We start from the raw sequence: 18,802 nt of genomic DNA on the forward strand, positions 1-18,802 counted from the left end.
TTTTTACGGTTAAAAAATGTCACCAAGGCCCATTGCTGCGGGCTCCAGGCGGCTTTTCCACGCTCTAGCAGACTAGCCCTTTGCTGTCGAGATATGGCGCTCGTGGTCCTTTGCGTATACTGCGCAAATGTTTTCCCCAACGGCTTTGCGTCCGCGGTACGCCAAATGGCTGATCGCAACCGGACTCTTCCTGATGCTCAGTGGCTGTGTTGATAAACCCAACACACTGGAGCGCGTAAAGGAGGATGGTGTGCTGCGGGTGGTTACCCGAAACAGCCCCGCCACCTACTTTCAGGATCGCAACGGTGAAACCGGCTTCGAATACGAGCTGGTGAAGCGCTTCGCCGACGATCTGGGCGTCAAGCTGAAAATCGAGACCGCCGACAACCTCGACGACCTGTTCAATCAGATCGGCAAGCCCAATGGCCCGGTGCTGGCGGCTGCTGGCCTGGTCAGTAGCGAGGAACGCAAGAAGCAGGTGCGGTTCTCTCACTCTTACCTGGAAGTCACCCCCCAGATCATCTATCGCAATGGCCAGTCGCGCCCTACCGACGCGAAGGATCTGGTGGGCAAGAAGATCATGGTGCTCAAGGGCAGCACCCACGCCGATCAACTGGCGCAGCTGAAACGGAAATTTCCCGGCATCGAATACGAAGAGTCCGACGCGGTCGAGGTCGTCGATCTCCTGCGCATGGTGGACGAAGGTTCGATCGACCTGACATTGGTCGACTCCAATGAAGTCGCAATGAACCAGGTCTACTTCACCAACATCCGGGTCGCCTTTGACCTGGGTGACGCCAGCAATCAGAGCTGGGCGGTGGCCGCGGGCGATGACAACAGCCTGCTCAACGAGATCAACGACTATCTCGACAAGGTCAAGAAAAACGGCACCCTGCAACGCCTAAAGGACCGTTATTACGGGCACGTCGACGTCCTCGGCTATATGGGCGCCACCACTTTCGCCCAACACTTGCAGCAACGTCTGCCCAAGTACGAACAGCACTTCAAGGCGTATGCCAAAAAAGAGAAAGTCGACTGGCGCCTGCTGGCGGCGGTGGGGTATCAGGAATCCCTGTGGCAACCGGCCGTCACTTCCAAGACCGGCGTGCGTGGCCTGATGATGCTGACCCAGAACACCGCCCAGGCCATGGGCGTGTCCAACCGCCTCGATCCCAAGCAGAGCATCATGGGCGGCGCCAAGTACCTGGCCTACATGAAAGATCAGCTGGACGAGTCGATCCAGGAACCGGATCGCACCTGGTTTGCCCTGGCGGCCTACAACGTTGGCAGCGGTCATCTGGATGACGCGCGCAAACTGGCAGCCAAGGAAGGACTGAATCCAAACAAATGGCTGGACGTGAAGAAAATCCTGCCGCGCCTGTCCGAGAAGAAGTGGTACAGCAAAACCCGTTACGGCTACGCCCGTGGCGGCGAGCCGGTGCATTTTGTGGCAAACATCCGTCGATACTACGACATCCTGACCTGGGTCACGCAGCCGCAGCTTGAAGGCGATCAAGTGGCCGAGGGCAATCTGCACGTGCCAGGGATCGACAAGACCAAGCCCGCTCAGGAACCTTCACCGCTCTAAATGTTTTTTGTCATGATCGTTCCCACGCTCTGCGTGGGAATGCAGCCCGGGACGCTCCGCGTCCCTTTCGAGAGCTGGAACGCGGAGCGTCCCCAGAGGCGTTCCCACGCAGAGCGTGGGAACGATCATTCGTAGCGTGCTTAAGCTTTTGCCGCTGCCAGGATCAGTGCCTTCATTTCCGATACCGCTGACTTGAAGCCAACAAACAACGCATGGGCCACCAGCGCATGGCCGATATTCAGTTCGTTGATGCCCTTTATCGCCGCCACAGCTTCAACGTTGTGATAGTGCAAACCATGGCCGGCATTGACGATCAAGCCCTGGGCCAGACCAAACGCCACACCGTCCGCTACACGCTTGAGCTCTTCAGCCACTTCGGTCGGCGTCTCGGCATCGGCATAACGGCCGGTGTGCAGCTCAATGGCTGGCGCACCCACACGGCGAGAGGCTTCGATCTGTCGCTCGTCGGCATCGATGAACAGCGACACTTCAGAGCCAATCTTCGACAGGCGTTCCACAGCGGCCTTGATCCGAGCTTCCTGCCCTGCCACGTCCAGACCGCCCTCGGTCGTCAGTTCCTGACGGGTTTCCGGCACCAGGCAAATGTGCGCCGGGCGGATACGCTCGGCGAATGCCATCATTTCTTCGGTAACACCCATTTCGAAGTTCATGCGGGTTTGCAACACATCCTTGAGCAGCAGTACGTCGCGCTCCTGGATATGCCGACGATCTTCACGCAGGTGCACAGTGATGCCGTCAGCGCCCGCCTCTTCGGCATCCAGTGCTGCCTTGACCGGGTCCGGGTAGCGAGTACCCCGTGCCTGACGCAGGGTGGCAACATGGTCGATGTTCACGCCAAGAAGAATGCGGGTGCTGGTGGTCACGGAAGCGCTCCAGAAGAAGAGAAAGTTCGGTGCACAGCATACACAAGGAATTTACGGCTTTCGAAACAACTCTCTGGAAACCAGCGGACGACCGCCCAGATGAACAGCCAGCGCCTGACGCATAAGCCGCTTGGCCGCAGACAATGCACCAGGTGCGGACCAATCGGCATCGGCCATGGCCAGCAGCTCGGTGCCATTGAATAGCCCCGGCTGCAACAGATAGACCCGTTCCAGCCCGGCATCCACTTGCAAACGATAGAGACCGTCCGGGGCGATGGGCTCGCCATGAATGTCAGCGTTGAGGGTAAAGCCGTAACCGAGGTCGTCGAGCAATCGCCACTCGAACGAACGCAACAACGGCTCCAGCGGTCGACCTTCGGCCAAGGCTAGCAAGGTTGCGGCGTAATGATCGAATACGCCGGGAAGGGGATCTTCGGCAGGCAGCAGGCGGATCAACAGCTCATTAAGATAGAGGCCACTGAACAGCGCCTCGCCGATGAGCCAGGTGGAAACTCCGGCGCTTTCCATGCGCCCGACATTCTTCAGCTCGCCCCGCCCGCGAAACTCGACTTCAAGCGGCACGAACGGCCGCGCCAGCGTCCCGGCCTTGCCCCGCGCACTGCGCAACACCGCCCGCAGCCGACCTTGCGGCGTGAGGAAGTCCACCAGAGCGCTGCTTTCGCGGTAGGCGCGGGAGTGGAGGACGTAGGCGGGCTGGCCGATGGGCTGGGACATGGAGTTCTCAATGAACTGTAGGAGCGAGCCTGCTCGCGATGGTGGATAACGATAACGCTGGCCATCTGAATGAACGCGGCGCTCTCAAATCCATCGCGAGCAAGCTCGCTCCTACAGGGGATCTTGCGGTGTATTACAGGTCGCCGTAACCCAGCGAACGCAGAGCGCGCTCGTCATCGGACCAGCCGCCCTTAACCTTGACCCAAAGGTTAAGCATGATCTTGGAGTCGAACAGCAACTCCATGTCCTTGCGCGCCTCGGTGCCGATACGCTTGATGCGCTCGCCCTTGTCGCCAATGATGATTTTCTTCTGGCCGTCACGTTCGACGAGGATCAACGCATGAATGTGCAGGGTTTTCCCCTGCTGCTTGAACTCTTCGATTTCGACTGTGATCTGGTACGGCAGCTCGGCACCCATCTGACGCATGATTTTTTCACGCACCAGTTCAGCGGCAAGGAAGCGGCTGCTGCGGTCGGTGATCTGGTCTTCCGGGAAGAAGTGATCGTTTTCCGGCAAGTGCTCGGCAATCACCCGCTCCAGCGCATCGAGGTTGTGCCCGTGCTGAGCCGAAATCGGAATGATCTGCGCGTTCGGCAGCTGTTCCTGCAACCAGGACAGGTGCGGCATCAGCTCGGCCTTGTCCTCGATGCGGTCGGTCTTGTTCAGCGCGACGATCAGCGGGCCGGTCACGTATTGCACGCGCTCGAGGACCATCTGGTCCTCTTCGGTCCACTTGGTGCGGTCAACCACGAAGATCACCACGTCGACGTCTTTCAACGCCGCCGAAGCGGTCTTGTTCATATAGCGGTTCAGGGCCTTCTCGCCACCTTTATGCATGCCGGGAGTGTCGACGTAGATTGCCTGCACGTCGCCTTCGGTCTTGATCCCGAGCATGTTGTGACGGGTGGTTTGAGGTTTACGCGAGGTAATCGCCAGCTTCTGTCCCAGGATGTGGTTGAGCAACGTAGACTTGCCCACGTTGGGACGGCCGACGATGGCAACATAGCCACAGCGAGTTGCGTTTGAATCAGTCATTGCCATTCTCCACACCCAGGGCAATCAGTGCTGCGGCGGCCGCTACCTGTTCGGCAATACGACGACTCACACCCTGACCTCGGCTTTTTTCATTCAGTAAGATGATTTCGCATTCGACGAAGAACGTTCGGCAATGCGGTTCACCCTGGATATCCACCACTTCGTAACGCGGCAGCTCACAACCACGGGACTGCAGGAATTCCTGCAGGCGGGTTTTCGGATCTTTGTTGGTGTCGACCAGCGTCAGGCCTTCGAACTCACCGGCCAGCCAGGCCAGTACGCGTTCGCGCGCCACTTCCATACCGGCGTCCAGGTAGATCGCACCGATCAGCGCTTCCAGGGCATCGGCCAGAATCGACTCGCGACGAAAACCGCCGCTTTTCAACTCGCCCGAACCCAGACGCAGATATTCGCCCAGATCGAAACCACGGGCCAGCACGGCCAGAGTCTCACCTTTCACCAGGCGCGCGCGCAAACGCGACAACTGGCCTTCGCGGGCCAACGGGAAGCGATCGAACAGCGCCTCACCGGCGACGAAGTTGAGGATGGCATCACCGAGGAATTCCAGGCGTTCGTTGTTACGCCCGGCAAAACTGCGGTGAGTCAGGGCCAGGACCATCAGTTCCTGATCCTTGAAGGTGTAGCCGAGCTGACGCTCGAGACGGCTTAAGGAGACGCTCACGGTTTACCCACGCTGAGTTCGTGGTTGGATTCCACCGCCATCGCCGTGAGTCGGCGCAGGCTAGGGACAATTAACGCTGTGTTCAAAAATAACGTCCTGAATATCATTGGCTTCATGCTCCCGGACCCGATTGTGTCGGCTCCAGAAATGCATTCGGCGCTGTGTTCAACAGCGCCGTGTTTGATTACTTGATCAGGCCAACCCGCGAGAAATTCGGCAGGTGACTGAGTTTGGGTTCCGGCCAGCTCATCCAGACTGCAAAGGCCTTGCCGACGATATTCTTGTCGGGAACCATGCCCAGCAGATCCTTGGGAATGCTCGGATCATCCCAGTAGCGACTGTCGTTCGAATTGTCGCGGTTGTCGCCCATCATGAAGTAGTGCCCTGCTGGCACTGTCCACGTATGGTCCGGCGTTGCACGGTAGCGGCTCATTTCCTTGCGGATCAGGTGCTCGGCGACACCGAGTTTTTCCTTATAGAGCTCAGCGCTGCCCAACGTGCCCGGCTCCGAGCCAACCAACTGTTCAGCAATCGACTCGCCATTGACGAACAAATGTTTGTCGGCGGTGTAACGCACCGTGTCACCCGGCAAGCCTACGACACGCTTGATGTAGTTGACGTTCGGGTCGCTCGGATAGCGGAACACCATCACATCGCCGCGTTGTGGCTCACCGACTTCGATGATTTTCTTGTCGATCACCGGCAAGCGGATCCCGTAGGAAATTTGCTCACCAGAATGAAGTCGCCGACGTCCAGGGTCGGTTTCATCGAGCCGGACGGAATCTGGAACGGTTCCACCAGGAACGAACGCAGCACCAGCACAATGAACAACACCGGGAAGAACGATTTGCCGTACTCGACCAGCAGCGGCTCTTTGTTCAGTTTCTCGACCACCACCACATCAGGCTGGCTGACGCTGCCCTGATAGGAGGTGATGGCCGCCCGACGACGCGGCGCCAGGATCAGCAGATCGAGCAACGCCAACAGGCCGCAGACGAACACGGCGATGACCAGCAACAGCGGGAAATTTAGTGACATAGGACCTAACTATCCAACCTGAGCACGGCAAGGAAGGCTTCTTGTGGAATTTCCACGTTACCGACCTGCTTCATGCGTTTTTTACCGGCCTTTTGCTTTTCCAGCAGCTTTTTCTTACGGCTGACGTCACCGCCGTAGCATTTGGCCAATACGTTCTTTCTGAGTGCCTTGACGGTTGTACGCGCCACAATCTGACCGCCAATGGCGGCCTGGATTGCCACGTCGAACATCTGCCGCGGAATCAGTTCTTTCATCTTCTCGGTCAACTGGCGACCTTTGTAGTGCGCGTTGTCCTTGTGCACGATCAGCGCCAGGGCATCGACTTTGTCGCCGTTGATCAGCACATCCAGTTTCACCAGATTAGCCGATTGGTAACGATCGAAATGGTAATCCAGCGAAGCATAGCCGCGGCTGGTGGATTTGAGACGATCGAAGAAGTCCAGAACCACTTCGTTCATTGGCAAATCATAGGTCACCTGGACCTGGCTACCGAGGAACAGCATGTCGTGCTGAATGCCACGCTTCTCGATGCACAGGGTGATGACGTTGCCCAGGTGCTCTTGCGGCACAAGGATATTGGCCCGCACGATCGGTTCGCGCATATCTTCGATCGACGACAGGTCCGGCAGTTTCGACGGGTTATCGACGTAGATCGTTTCACCGGTCTTGAGCAGCAGTTCGAAGATTACCGTCGGCGCGGTGGTGATCAGGTCCAGGTCGTACTCGCGCTCCAGGCGCTCCTGGATGATTTCCATGTGCAGCATGCCGAGGAACCCGCAACGGAAGCCGAAGCCCAGTGCGTCGGAGCTTTCCGGGGTGTACTGCAGGGACGAGTCGTTGAGGGTGAGCTTTTGCAGCGCTTCACGGAAATCTTCGAAGTCGTCGGAGCTGACCGGGAACAGACCGGCGTATACCTGCGGCTGAATGCGCTTGAATCCTGGCAGCACATCGACGTCCGGCGTCGTGCTCAAGGTCAGGGTATCGCCCACAGGCGCACCGTGAATGTCCTTGATACCGGCGATGATGAAGCCTACTTCGCCGGCCTTCAGGTCAACGGTGGCGGTGTGTTTCGGATTGAAGACACCGACGCTGTCCACCAGGTGGATCTTGCCGGTGGACTTGACCAGAATCTTGTCGCCCTTCTTCACGCGACCATGGCGCACGCGCACCAGGGAGACAACGCCCAGGTAGTTGTCGAACCAGGAGTCGATGATCAACGCTTGCAGCGGATCTTCGATGTTGCCGGTTGGCGCCGGAATGGTGGCGACCAGGCGTTCCAGCACTTCATCGACGCCCAGACCGGTCTTGGCGCTGCAAGTGACCGCGTCGGTGGCATCGATGCCGATGATTTTTTCGATTTCTTCTTTGACGCGGTCCGGGTCGGCCTGTGGCAGGTCGATCTTGTTCAGCACCGGCATCACTTCCAGGCCCTGCTCGATCGCCGTGTAGCAGTTGGCAACCGACTGCGCTTCCACGCCCTGACCGGCATCGACCACCAGCAGCGCACCTTCACAGGCCGCCAGCGAGCGGCTGACTTCGTAGGTGAAGTCAACGTGGCCGGGGGTGTCAATGAAGTTCAGCTGGTAGTTGATACCATCTTTGGCTTTGTAATACAGAGTGACGCTGTGAGCTTTGATGGTGATCCCGCGCTCACGCTCAAGGTCCATGGAATCCAGTACCTGGGCTTCCATTTCACGCTCGGCCAGGCCACCGCACATCTGGATGAAGCGGTCGGCCAGCGTCGACTTGCCATGGTCAATGTGGGCGATGATGGAGAAATTGCGGATATGACTCAAATCACTCACGGATCAACACTCAAAAAGGCTGCAGGCATAGCCCGCCGAAAAATAGCCGGGAATTGTACCTGATCCACGGCGCTAGCGTCACGTTCGCAGGTCAGACGGCGCGTACAAAAAAGCCCCCGTCTTGCGACAGGGGCGTTTTTTCATCACGAGCAAGGTCGGGAAAAACCCGTCATCAACCTGCTCGACGCAGCAACCAGAGCCCAGCCAAGGCACAAATACCAGTTGGCACCAGCACCGAAAATAATGGAGAAAAGCCAAATACCAGGCTCGAAGGCCCCAGCAGGTCCTGAACAATGCGGAAAGTGAAGCCCACCAGCACGCCGGTAAATACCCGCTGACCGAGGGTCACCGAACGCAACGGACCGAAGATGAAGGAAATGGCCATCAGCACCAGGGCTGCAGTCACCACTGGCTGCAACACCTTGACCCAAAATGCCAGCCAGTACCGGCCATTGTTCAGCCCCTGATCTGCCAGGTAGTGGATGTAACCCCACAGGCCTCTGACCGACAGCGACTCCGGCGCCAGCACAACGGTGCTCAGCAATTGTGGGCTCAACGCCACTTCCCAGCGGTCGACCGGGGCAGAAACCACTTCAGTGCTCTTGTCGTGGAACAACGTCGTGGTGACGTCCGTCAACTGCCAATGGTCCTCGGCGAAGTCCGCACGCTTGGCAAAACTCGCCGAGAGCATATGCCGCTCGTTGTCGAAGCGATAACGGGTCACACCGTACAAAATACCGTTTGGCTGTACTGAGTTGATGTGGATGAACTCATCACCCTGACGGTGCCACAAGCCATGCTTGGCGCTTTGCGCATCGCCGCTGCCCTGGGCCAGCGAGCGATTGGCCTGAGCAATGTTTTCGGTAGGCGGGGCAACGTACTCGCCGATCAGTACGCCGGCAATCATCAACACCAGCATCGGTTTCATGACCGCCCAGACGATTCGACCGATCGACACGCCGGCGGCGCGCATGATGGTCAACTCACTGTTACTGGCCAGCGTGCCCAGACCGATCAGGCAACCGATCAGCGCAGCCATCGGCAACATGTCGTAGAGACGGCGCGGCGCGGTCAGCGTCACATAGCTCAAGACATCGAGCAGGGTATAGGTATCGCTGACTTCGCCCATTTCGTCGATGAATGCGAACAGTGTCGCCAGACCGAGAATGATCCCCAGGACTGCCAGAATCGCTATGAGTACGCTGCTACCAATGTAGCGATCCAGCTTAACCATGGGTCACCTCCAGCGCGCTTCGGCGACTCGCCCACTTCAAACGCAAAGGTTCCCAGTAAAGCAGGCCCAGACCAATGGCCAGGAATATCCCGTGCACCCACCACAAGCCCATCACCGCCGGGATCTTGCCTTTATCGAGGGCTCCACGAGCAGCAATCAGGATGGACAGGTAAGCCATATAAAGAAGAATCGCCGGCAGTAATTTGAGGAAACGGCCCTGACGTGGGTTAACGCGCGCCAGCGGCACCGCCATCAAGGTCACGACAAACACCAGCAACGGCAGCGATATACGCCACTGCAGTTCGGCACGCAGACGAATGTCTTCACTGCCGATCAAGGAGCGGGTTGTCATCGCATCGCGGTCGGTGACTTCGTCGCTGACGTCCGGTTTTGCCAGCAATACACCGTACTCTTCGTACTTGATCGCCCGATAATCGGCTTGCCCCGGGTTACCGTCATAACGGTAGCCGTTGTCGAGAATCAGGTAGCGGTTGCCGTCAGGGCGAATTTCCTGACGACCCTTTTCTGCCACCAGCACAGAGATCCCGCGGTCCTTATTGTCGGTACTGACGTTTTTTTGCGAAATAAATACGCCACCCAGATTGATGCGGTCATCCGACAACTGCTCGGTATAAGTCACCCGGGTACCGTCACGCAGGGCCTGGAAACGGCCAGGCTCCAGGGTGTCAAACTCGGTCAGGGCATCCTGCTTGTTCAGCAACAGCTGGAATTGATTGGCACCTTGTGGCGCCAGGCTCAGGCTCAACCATGCGACAACCAGCGCCACCAGCGTGGCCGGGAACAGGGTCATGCAAAACAGGCGCTGTTGGCTCATGCCGGTGGCCGAGAGCACGGTCATTTCGCTTTCAAGGTACAGGCGACCATAGGACAACAGGATCCCGAGAAACAGTCCCAGTGGCAGGATCAGTTGCAGGAAGCCCGGCAGGCGAAAGCCCATGATCAGGAACAGCGAGCCCGGATCCAGTTGACCCGAGGCCGCTTGTGCGAGGTATTTGATGAAGCGTCCGCTCATGATGATGACCAGCAGCACGCCGCTGACGGCGCTCAAGGTCAACAGGACTTCGCGGGATAGATAACGGAAGACGATCAAACCAGACACTCCAGGGTTGTCAGGCTAAGGCGGCCAAACAAGCAAACACATCGGACAGCCCGCAAGGCAGAGCTGCCGAAAAAAAGATGGCGCATTATCCTGTGATTGAGTGCGCCTGTCACTGCGCAATGCATTGGGGACTGTAGGAGCGAGCTTGCTCGCGATGATCGTCAACGATAACGCGAAAAGCCTGAAAACCCGCGGTGATCTCAGGTTCTTCGCGAGCGATCGAGCGTCGACCGGCTGTTCCTACAATCGTACAACCGAGGGTTGTCAGGCGCCGGTAGCGAGGTTCAAACTGCGGCCTTTGTCGCCGGTCGCGACCGGCGCCTTTCTATTGCTTTCTATTTATTACATGCAGGCAAGCGAGGCACACACGCTGTCGAGCGCTTGCGAGCTGACCATCAATTCAGGGACCCTGACATGGAACTGGTTGTAAAAAGCGTTAACCCGGAAACGTTGAAGACCGCCACGCTGGTAGTCGCCGTCGCCGAAGGCCGCAAGCTCGGTGCTGCAGCCAAACAACTCGACGAACTCAGCGGCGGTGCAATCAGTGTCGTTCTCAAGCGCGGCGACCTGTCCGGCAAAGTCGGTCAGAGCCTGCTGCTTCACACCTTGCCAAACCTGAAAGCCGAACGCGTACTGTTGGTAGGCGTGGGCAAGGATGAAGAACTGGGCGACCGTCCGTTCCGTAAAATCATCGCCGGCGTACTCAACACCCTGAAAGGCCTGGGCGGCAGCGATGCGGTTCTGGCTCTGGACGAAATCGTGGTCAAAGGCCGCGACAGTTACGGCAAGACCCGCTTGCTGGCCGAAACCCTGGTGGACGGCGAATACCAGTTCGATCAGTTCAAGAGCCAGAAAGCCGAACCACGCGCCCTGAAGAAAATCACCCTGCTGACCATCAAGGCCGCTCAAGCCGAAGTGCAACGCGCCGTGACCCACGCCACCGCCATCGCCAACGGCATGGCCTTCACCCGCAACCTGGGCAACCTTCCGCCGAACATCTGCCATCCGACCTTCCTCGGTGAGCAGGCGAAAGATCTTGGCAAAGAGTTCAAGGACCTGAAAGTCGAAGTCCTCGACGAGAAGAAGATCAAGGCCCTGGGCATGGGCTCGTTCTACGCCGTCGGCCAGGGCAGCGCCCAGCCGCCGCGCTTGATCGTCATGCAATACAACGGCGGCAAGAAATCCGAGAAGCCATACGCACTGGTCGGTAAGGGCATCACCTTTGACACCGGCGGCATCAGCCTCAAGCCGGGTGCCGGCATGGACGAAATGAAGTACGACATGGGCGGCGCCGCCAGCGTATTCGGTACGCTGCGTGCCGTGCTTGAACTGAAGCTGCCGATCAACCTGGTGTGCATCCTGGCTTGCGCCGAGAACATGCCGAGCGGCAACGCTTCGCGCCCTGGCGATATCGTCACCACCATGAGTGGCCAGACCGTGGAAATCCTCAACACTGACGCCGAAGGCCGTCTGGTGCTGTGCGACGCACTGACCTACTCCGAGCGCTTCAAGCCGCAAGCGGTGATCGACATCGCCACCCTGACCGGCGCATGCGTCGTTGCTCTGGGCTCCCACACTTCGGGTCTGCTGGGCAACAACGATGAACTGATCGGCCAACTGCTGAGCGCCGGCAAGGCTGCCGACGACCGCGCCTGGCAACTGCCGCTGTTCGATGAATACCAAGAGCAATTGGACAGCCCGTTCGCCGACATCGCCAACATCGGTGGCCCAAAAGCCGGCACCATCACCGCTGCCTGCTTCCTGTCGCGCTTCACCAAGAACCTGAACTGGGCTCACCTGGACATCGCCGGTACGGCCTGGACCAGCGGCGGCAAGGACAAGGGCGCCACTGGCCGTCCGGTTCCGCTGCTGACCCAATACCTGCTGGACCGCGCTAAAGCCTGAAACCGATGATCCTGGACGGCGTCACTTCAGGGTGGCGCCGCTCAAGGCTCAGGAACCCCAATGACCAAAGTCGACTTCTATATCCTGCCCAGCGCCGATCCTTCGGCACGCCTGGACTTCGCCTGCAAGCTCACCGAAAAAGCCTGGCGCATGGGCCACCGTGTCTACCTGCACTGCAGCGATGCGGCTCAGCGCGATGATCTCGATGCGCGCCTGTGGGCTTTCAAGGGCGAGAGCTTCGTGCCCCATGGCCCCGCTGAAAGCGAACCGGACAGTTTGATCGTACTGGGTGTTGGCGATGATTGCGGTCCGCACCAGGATTTGCTGGTCAACCTCGACCTCAAGGTCCCGGCCTTTGCCCAGCGCTTCGCCCGCGTGGCGGAAGTGGTGGTCGAAGATCCGGTGATCCGCCAGGCCGCGCGGGAGAGTTTCCGTTTCTACCGCGAACAGGGCTATCCTCTGCAAGATCACCGTTTACAGCGACTCTGAGCATTCCGATGGACACTCCAAAACCGCTGCAAAAGTCCGCGCTCCTGCTGGACGACCTCGAGTCGATCCGCCAATTGCTCGGCGATGACAACCTGCAACCACCACTGCTGACCGACACGGTCGAAGATGGTGACCAGGAACAGATTCCAATGTTGTTCGACACCGTCAGCGAACCCGCGCCGACCGTCGAGCCGACACCTCCCAAGCCCGCCGCCGAACCGGCGCCGAGCGTCAGCAAGAACGCAGACGCGCTGCTGTACCTCGACAGCGAACTGCGCGCCGCCGCGCAATTGATCATGCAGGACGTGATCGACGATTTCGCACCACACATCGAAACCGAAATCAAGCGCCGTCTCAGCGCGCGGCTGGAGCGGTTGTTGAGCCAGTACAACGATTGATCTTCTGTAGGAGCGAGCTTGCTCGCGAAGAACGCGAACGATAATGCGTAAAACCAGACACCTCGCGGTGCTCTTGGGTTTTTCGCGAGCAAGCTCGCTCCTACAAAGAGCTCATGCGCTGAGATAACGCCCGATCAACGCAATCCCGCTCGCCAACACCAACCACGTCACCAGCCGCACGAAGGCCTCGCGAGACAAGCGCATGGTCAAACGCCGACCGATCCACAGCCCCAGCGCCATGGCCGGCAGCAAGCACAGCGCCAGTACCAGCAAGGGCAACTCTGCATACACACCTGCGATGGCGAACAGACTCAAACGCACCACCGTACTGCAACTGATCAGCGCGCTTTGGGTCGCCCGCGCTTCGTCCTTGGGCAGCCGACTGTTCAGATAGATCGCATACAAAAAGCCGCCGCTACCAAACAAAGCGCCGAACATCCCCCCGACTGTACCCATCGGCACCGCCCAAACGGCGGACAATTGTGCTGGACGGGTCTTTATCCACAGGCTGTAAATCGCATAGGCGCTGATAAACAGCCCCATCAACAGCAGCAACAGATCGGATTTGAGGTTCAGCAGAAAAATAACGCCCAGCGTGCAGCCCACCGCCATGCACGGTAGCAACCGAATCAACTCCGGTTTGGCGACATCCCGTCGTGAGGGCAACAGATTGCCGAACGCCGCGACGAAATCCAGCAGCACCAGCAACGGCACGATTTTCGACAATGGCATGAACAGGATCAGAATCGGCCCAGCCACCAGCGCGGTACCGAACCCGGCGATGCCGAACACGATGTAAGCCAGGGCGATGCTCGCCCCGATCACCAGCCAGTCCAACGCTCCAAAGGTCCATTGGTTTAACAACTCAAGCACACTTACCTCCCCCATCTTCCTTGAAGACCGCACACGAATTTACAACGGTTTGCCCCGTTGGCTCACACAATTACACGAATGCTGACCGTAGAGATTCCCTTGCGAATGCCTTTAAACTGCGCCCCATGATTAAAGATCCCTTTGCAAGACTCGGCCTGGACCGTGAAGTCCTGACCGTCAGCCAGCTCAACGGCCGCGCGCGGGTGTTGCTCGAAGACGTGTTCAGCAATATCTGGGTCGAAGGCGAAATCTCCAACCTCGCCCGACCGGCTTCCGGCCATGTGTATTTCACCCTTAAGGACAGCGGCGCCCAAGTGCGTTGCGCACTCTTCCGGCAAAACGCCGCGCGGGTGCGTCAGGCGCTGAAAGACGGCCTGGCGGTCAAGGTGCGGGGCAAAGTCTCACTGTTCGAGGGGCGCGGCGATTATCAGCTGATCCTCGACACCGTGGAGCCGGCCGGTGATGGCGCATTGCGCCTGGCCTTTGATGCTCTGAAGGAAAAACTCAGCGCCGAAGGCCTTTTCAGTGCCGAACGCAAAGTGCCGCTGCCGGCGCATCCGCAACGCATCGGCATCATCAGCTCGCCCACCGGCGCGGTGATCCGCGACATCATCAGTGTGTTCCGCCGCCGCGCGCCTCAGGTGCAGCTGACGCTGATCCCCACCGCAGTACAGGGCCGCGAAGCCACTGCACAGATTGTCCGCGCGCTGAAACTGGCGGACGCCCGTGGCTTCGATGCGCTGATCCTGGCCCGTGGCGGCGGCTCTCTGGAAGACCTTTGGTGCTTCAACGAAGAAGCCGTGGCCCGTGCCGTAGACGCCTGCGTGACGCCGATCGTCAGCGCCGTCGGCCATGAAACCGATGTGTCGATCAGTGACTTCGTGGCCGACGTTCGCGCCCCCACGCCCTCTGCCGCCGCCGAACTGCTGGCGCCGGACTCCAGCGATCTGGTGCGCCGGGTCGAAAGCCTGCACCGTCGGTTGGTGATGCGCATGCGCGATCGCCTGATGCGTGATCGGCTGCGCCTGGAAGGCATCTCTCGCCGACTGCGGCACCCCGGCGAACGCCTGCGTCAGCAAGCACAACGCCTTGATGATCTGGACATGCGCATGCGCCGCGCATTCGAACGTAGCCTCAACACTCGTCGCGAACGACTGATCCGTCTGGAAACCCGCCTGGCTGGGCAACATCCCGGCCGGCAACTGGCAATGCTGCGTCAACGCCTCGACAGCCTCGCCGAACGCCTGCCCCGCGCTATCCGCGAGGGATTGAAAAGCCGTCGCCTGCAACTGCAAAGCCAGATGCAGACGCTGCATGTGGTCAGCCCCCTGGCGACCCTCGGCCGTGGCTACAGCATTTTGCTGGATGAGCGCGGCAACGCGATTCGCAGCGCCGGGCAAACCCATACCGGCCAGCGCCTGAAGGCCAAACTGGGTGAAGGCGAACTGCAAGTACGAGTCGAAGACAATCACCTGACGCCCGTCACCCTTTCTTTACTGGATTGATCCATGCCGCGCTTTTTAGCTTCGCTTCTGTTGTTGTGCCTGACCTTCAACGCCCACGCCGACAGTTACATCACGCGCCTGCTGAGCAAACCGGTCCCCGGCGGCGTGGCAGTCGTGGATCTGGGCGCTTCTGCGCAGGCGCCGAAAGCCAGCTATCAGGGCAAACCGGTGTTAGTCATTAAAGAGCAGAACAACTGGCTGGCCATCGTCGGCGTGCCGCTGACAGTCAAGCCGGGAACGCAGTCCATCAGCAGCGGTGGTCGCAACCTGAATTTTACCGTTGGCAACAAGAAATACCCGGAACAGCGCATCACCTTGAAAAACACCCAACAGGTCAACCCGGACCAGGACAATCTCAAGCGCATCGAGCGTGAGCTGGCCGAGCAGATCGCCGCCTACCGCACTTTCAGCCCGAACACGCCAAGCAACCTGCTGCTGGACAAACCGGTCAACGGCCCGTTATCGAGCAAGTTCGGCGTGCGCCGTTTCTTCAACGGTGAAGAGCGCAATCCCCACTCGGGCCTGGATTTCGCCGTGCCCGCCGGCACACCGATCAAGACCCCGGCCGCCGGCAAGGTGATTCTGATCGGCAACTACTTCTTCAATGGCAACACGGTGTTTGTCGACCACGGCCAGGGTTTCATCAGCATGTTCTGCCATATGTCGAAGATCGATGTGAAGGTTGGGCAGCAGTTGGCTCGCGGGGGTGTGGTTGGCAAAGTCGGTGCAACAGGGCGGGCGACGGGGCCGCACATGCACTGGAACGTCAGTCTGAATGATGCGCGGGTGGATCCGGCGATTTTTATCGGGGCGTTTCAGCCTTAGGTTTTCGCTGAGGCTGATGGCCTCTTCGCGGGCAAGCCCGCTCCCACAGGTGATCGCTTTGAACACAGATTTTGTGTACACCAATGTCCACTGTGGGAGCGGGCTTGCCCGCGAAGGCGGCGGCTCTTACACCACCTATTCCGCCTCCAAATCCTCAATTCCATGGACTTCCCGATCCGCCAGACAATGCCTGATCCACTCCTGCGTATCCTGGGAGAACCACGTCAACTCTTCTGCCGTAATCAACTCCCGCGCGCACAACCCAAGCAAGTGGGAACGGGCTTCATGGCGTGAAAACCTGAAGACGCCAAATGCCCAATACAGCTCTTTTTGCCCGGCTTTCAGCAATTCTTCGCTGGCATCGATCCGATCGTAGGGTGCGATGCTCTTGTCCAGCACGACTTTTTCGACGTCCGTCATGATCCGGGTGCACATCCGCTCATGGGCCACCGGCCGCAACACGCAATACTGTTTCCAATCGGACTCGTTCATCGCCTACTCCTGCTTCCCAGTCGAGGCCTAAAGAAAGAATAGCTTCGCTGCGAGGACCCGGCGCCAAAACTACCGATTGCGCATCGCTCAAACCTTGCGCAAACAACCTGAAGATCGATCTTATGTAGAGCAATAAAATCTCGATAAACAGGCGGTGACGAGTATTCCTCTCAATTTTTTCCGACTGCTTGCCATCCTTCCCCTCGAGGTTAGGGTTGAATGCATGAAAACCTCTCACACCCTCATTCAGCTCCGTCAGCATCGCAGCTTGTGCCTTGTCAGCGCACGACTGCCGGGCTGAATCGCGGCGCCTCGTCCTACGCTTTACCCAGAACATTTGATCCACCGGCAGGCCGCCTTTTTTCGGCCCACACAATAAGGATTTCCCGATGAGCATGCTCAAAGACCCGTCTTCGAAATACCGCGCGTTCCCGACCATCGACATTCCGGACCGCACCTGGCCGTCGAAAACCATCACCGCTGCCCCGATCTGGTGCAGCTCCGACCTGCGTGACGGTAACCAGTCGCTGATCGAACCGATGGACGCTGTCAAAAAGCTGCGCTTCTGGAAAACCCTGGTGCAGGTAGGCGTGAAAGAAATCGAAGCGTCGTTCCCGGCCGCTTCGCAAACCGACTTCGACTTCGTGCGTACTTTGATCGAAGGCAACCACATCCCGGACGACACCACCATTCAGGTGTTGACCCAGGGCCGTGAAGACCTGATCGAGCGCACCTTCGAATCCCTGCGCGGGGCAAAAAAGGCCATCGTTCACCTGTACAACGCGACCTCCCCTTCCTTCCGCCGCATTGTCTTCAATCAGGACAAGGACGGAATCAAGGAAATCGCCGTGAGCGCGGCCAAGCTGTTCGTCAAATACGCCGCCCAGCAGCCGGAGACCCAGTGGACCTTCGAGTACTCGCCGGAAACCTTCAGCGCCACCGAGCTTGAGTTCGCCAAGGAAGTTTGCGACGCGGTGATCGAAGTCTGGAACCCGACGCCCGAGCACAAGATGATTCTCAACTTGCCAGCCACCGTCGAATGCGCAACCCCGAACATCTATGCCGACCAGATCGAATGGTTCGGCCGTCACATCAACCGTCGTGACAGCGTGATCATCAGCCTGCACACCCACAACGACCGTGGCACTGGCGTGGCCGCCACCGAGCTGGGCCTGATGGCCGGCGCCGACCGTGTCGAAGGCTGCCTGTTCGGCAACGGCGAACGCACCGGTAACGTCGATCTGGTGACCGTGGCTCTGAATCTCTACACCCAGGGCGTCCACCCTGAGCTGGACTTCTCCGACATCGACGGCGTACGAAAAGTCGTCGAAGAGTGCAACCAGATCCAGGTACACCCGCGCCATCCATACGTCGGCGACTTGGTGCACACTGCGTTCTCCGGTTCGCACCAGGATGCGATCCGCAAGGGCTTCGCCCAACAGAAACCGGATGCGCTGTGGGAAGTGCCGTACCTGCCAATCGACCCGGCCGACATCGGCCGCAGCTACGAGGCGGTCATTCGCGTCAACAGCCAGTCGGGCAAGGGCGGTATTGCTTACCTGCTGGAACAGGAATACGGCATCAGCCTGCCGCGTCGCATGCAGATCGAATTCAGCCAGGTCGTGCAGCGTGAAACCGATCGTCTGGGTCTGGAAATGACCGCCAAGCAAATTCACGCGCTGCTGCATAGCGAGTACTTGCAAGCCAACACCCCGTACGCGCTGGTCAGCCATCGCCTGCAGGAAGAAAACGGTCACAGCGCCGTCGAAGTGGAGGTCGCCAGCAAAGGTCAGGGCGAAACCAACCTGCACTGGCGCGGCAAAGGCAACGGCGCCCTGGAAGCGCTGGTGGCCGGCCTGCCGATCCCGGTGGAAATCATGGACTACAACGAACACGCCATCGGCGCGGGCACCAATGCCAAGGCTGCGGCCTACATTGAACTGCGTGTGAACGGTGAACGTGCGGTGCACGGCGTCGGCATCGATGAAAACATCACCACCGCCAGCTTCAAGGCCCTGTTCAGCGCGCTGAACCGCTCGCTCAGCCAGCCGGAAGCGAAAGCGGCGTAATCCATCGCTGCATGCAAAAGGCCCCGGGGTGTGAACCTCGGGGCCTTTTTGTTTGCCTTGTCTCGCCCTCTTCGCGGGCAAGCCTCGCTCCTACGGGGCATGTGGCGAGCGCAACTTTCGCACA

18 protein-coding genes and 1 pseudogene are annotated in these 18,802 nt (G+C 59.1%); 8 read left to right on the top strand and 11 right to left on the bottom strand.

Features of this window, described 5'->3' with window-relative positions:
• Positions 1-127 precede the first annotated feature (127 nt).
• On the top strand, positions 128-1,588 hold the full coding sequence (mltF, locus tag CES87_RS16690; RefSeq protein ID WP_128606994.1) for a membrane-bound lytic murein transglycosylase MltF: 1,461 nt from the start codon (positions 128-130) through the stop codon (positions 1,586-1,588).
• A 140-nt stretch (positions 1,589-1,728) separates the two neighbouring features.
• Here the strand turns inward: mltF and pdxJ are convergent, their stop codons facing one another.
• The 8 genes and pseudogenes from pdxJ to lptF all read right to left on the bottom strand — a co-directional run bounded on the left by pdxJ (position 1,729) and on the right by lptF (position 10,113).
• Positions 1,729-2,472: a pyridoxine 5'-phosphate synthase gene (pdxJ, locus tag CES87_RS16695; protein ID WP_128606995.1), complete on the bottom strand. Its 744-nt coding sequence runs from the start codon at positions 2,470-2,472 to the stop codon at positions 1,729-1,731.
• Positions 2,473-2,523: 51 nt separating this feature from the next.
• Positions 2,524-3,207: a DNA repair protein RecO gene (gene recO / locus CES87_RS16700; RefSeq protein ID WP_128606996.1), complete on the bottom strand. Its 684-nt coding sequence runs from the start codon at positions 3,205-3,207 to the stop codon at positions 2,524-2,526.
• A 133-nt stretch (positions 3,208-3,340) separates the two neighbouring features.
• A complete protein-coding gene (gene era, locus CES87_RS16705; RefSeq protein WP_128606997.1) occupies positions 3,341-4,243 on the bottom strand; it encodes a GTPase Era in 903 nt (300 codons plus the stop codon).
• The gene (gene rnc / locus CES87_RS16710; protein WP_018927089.1) at positions 4,236-4,925 is read right to left on the bottom strand and encodes a ribonuclease III; all 690 of its coding nucleotides are present in this window, start codon (positions 4,923-4,925) and stop codon (positions 4,236-4,238) included. The genes era and rnc overlap by 8 nt, the downstream gene beginning before the upstream one ends.
• Positions 4,926-5,109: 184 nt before the next feature.
• A pseudogene (gene lepB / locus CES87_RS16715) lies at positions 5,110-5,963 on the bottom strand (signal peptidase I).
• 5 nt (positions 5,964-5,968) lie between these two features.
• Positions 5,969-7,768 (bottom strand): translation elongation factor 4, encoded by a 1,800-nt coding sequence (lepA, locus tag CES87_RS16720; RefSeq protein WP_128606998.1) that lies wholly within the window; start codon positions 7,766-7,768, stop codon positions 5,969-5,971.
• Positions 7,769-7,940: 172 nt separating this feature from the next.
• Complete coding sequence (gene lptG, locus CES87_RS16725) at positions 7,941-9,002, bottom strand: LPS export ABC transporter permease LptG (protein WP_128606999.1); 1,062 nt, start codon at positions 9,000-9,002, stop codon at positions 7,941-7,943.
• A complete protein-coding gene (lptF, locus tag CES87_RS16730) occupies positions 8,995-10,113 on the bottom strand; it encodes an LPS export ABC transporter permease LptF (RefSeq protein ID WP_128607000.1) in 1,119 nt (372 codons plus the stop codon). Before lptF ends, lptG begins: the two co-directional genes overlap by 8 nt.
• A 154-nt stretch (positions 10,114-10,267) precedes the next feature.
• On the opposite strand from lptF, the gene CES87_RS16735 reads away from it, so the two are divergent.
• From CES87_RS16735 to CES87_RS16750, 4 genes are read left to right on the top strand one after another with little or no spacing between them, the layout of a single operon-like run.
• Positions 10,268-10,552 (top strand): hypothetical protein, encoded by a 285-nt coding sequence (locus CES87_RS16735; RefSeq protein ID WP_128607001.1) that lies wholly within the window; start codon positions 10,268-10,270, stop codon positions 10,550-10,552.
• A complete protein-coding gene (locus CES87_RS16740) occupies positions 10,537-12,027 on the top strand; it encodes a leucyl aminopeptidase (RefSeq protein WP_128607002.1) in 1,491 nt (496 codons plus the stop codon). The genes CES87_RS16735 and CES87_RS16740 overlap by 16 nt, the downstream gene beginning before the upstream one ends.
• A gap of 60 nt (positions 12,028-12,087) precedes the next feature.
• Entirely contained in the window at positions 12,088-12,516 is a 429-nt protein-coding gene (locus tag CES87_RS16745) for a DNA polymerase III subunit chi (RefSeq protein ID WP_128607003.1), read from the top strand.
• A gap of 8 nt (positions 12,517-12,524) precedes the next feature.
• Positions 12,525-12,914, top strand: a complete 390-nt coding sequence (locus tag CES87_RS16750; protein WP_128607004.1) for a DNA polymerase III subunit chi — start codon at positions 12,525-12,527, stop codon at positions 12,912-12,914.
• A gap of 111 nt (positions 12,915-13,025) precedes the next feature.
• Here CES87_RS16750 and CES87_RS16755 read toward each other — a convergent pair whose 3' ends face one another.
• Entirely contained in the window at positions 13,026-13,802 is a 777-nt protein-coding gene (locus CES87_RS16755) for a sulfite exporter TauE/SafE family protein (RefSeq protein WP_128607005.1), read from the bottom strand.
• A 110-nt stretch (positions 13,803-13,912) separates the two neighbouring features.
• On the opposite strand from CES87_RS16755, the gene xseA reads away from it, so the two are divergent.
• Together xseA and CES87_RS16765 are read left to right on the top strand one after the other, a co-directional pair.
• Positions 13,913-15,292, top strand: a complete 1,380-nt coding sequence (gene xseA / locus CES87_RS16760) for an exodeoxyribonuclease VII large subunit (protein WP_128607006.1) — start codon at positions 13,913-13,915, stop codon at positions 15,290-15,292.
• A gap of 3 nt (positions 15,293-15,295) precedes the next feature.
• Complete coding sequence (locus CES87_RS16765; protein ID WP_128607007.1) at positions 15,296-16,117, top strand: M23 family metallopeptidase; 822 nt, start codon at positions 15,296-15,298, stop codon at positions 16,115-16,117.
• A gap of 135 nt (positions 16,118-16,252) precedes the next feature.
• Here CES87_RS16765 and CES87_RS16770 read toward each other — a convergent pair whose 3' ends face one another.
• Together CES87_RS16770 and CES87_RS33200 are read right to left on the bottom strand one after the other, a co-directional pair.
• On the bottom strand, positions 16,253-16,609 hold the full coding sequence (locus CES87_RS16770) for a hypothetical protein (protein WP_128607008.1): 357 nt from the start codon (positions 16,607-16,609) through the stop codon (positions 16,253-16,255).
• On the bottom strand, positions 16,557-17,012 hold the full coding sequence (locus CES87_RS33200) for a hypothetical protein (RefSeq protein ID WP_256590951.1): 456 nt from the start codon (positions 17,010-17,012) through the stop codon (positions 16,557-16,559). The genes CES87_RS16770 and CES87_RS33200 overlap by 53 nt, the downstream gene beginning before the upstream one ends.
• Between CES87_RS33200 and leuA the strand changes: the two genes are divergently transcribed.
• Complete coding sequence (gene leuA, locus CES87_RS16780) at positions 16,999-18,678, top strand: 2-isopropylmalate synthase (RefSeq protein WP_128607009.1); 1,680 nt, start codon at positions 16,999-17,001, stop codon at positions 18,676-18,678. The genes CES87_RS33200 and leuA overlap by 14 nt on opposite strands.
• Positions 18,679-18,802 lie beyond the last annotated feature (124 nt).

It is taken from the genome of Pseudomonas sp. ERMR1:02 (assembly GCF_002277815.1).
Taxonomy (GTDB): domain Bacteria; phylum Pseudomonadota; class Gammaproteobacteria; order Pseudomonadales; family Pseudomonadaceae; genus Aquipseudomonas.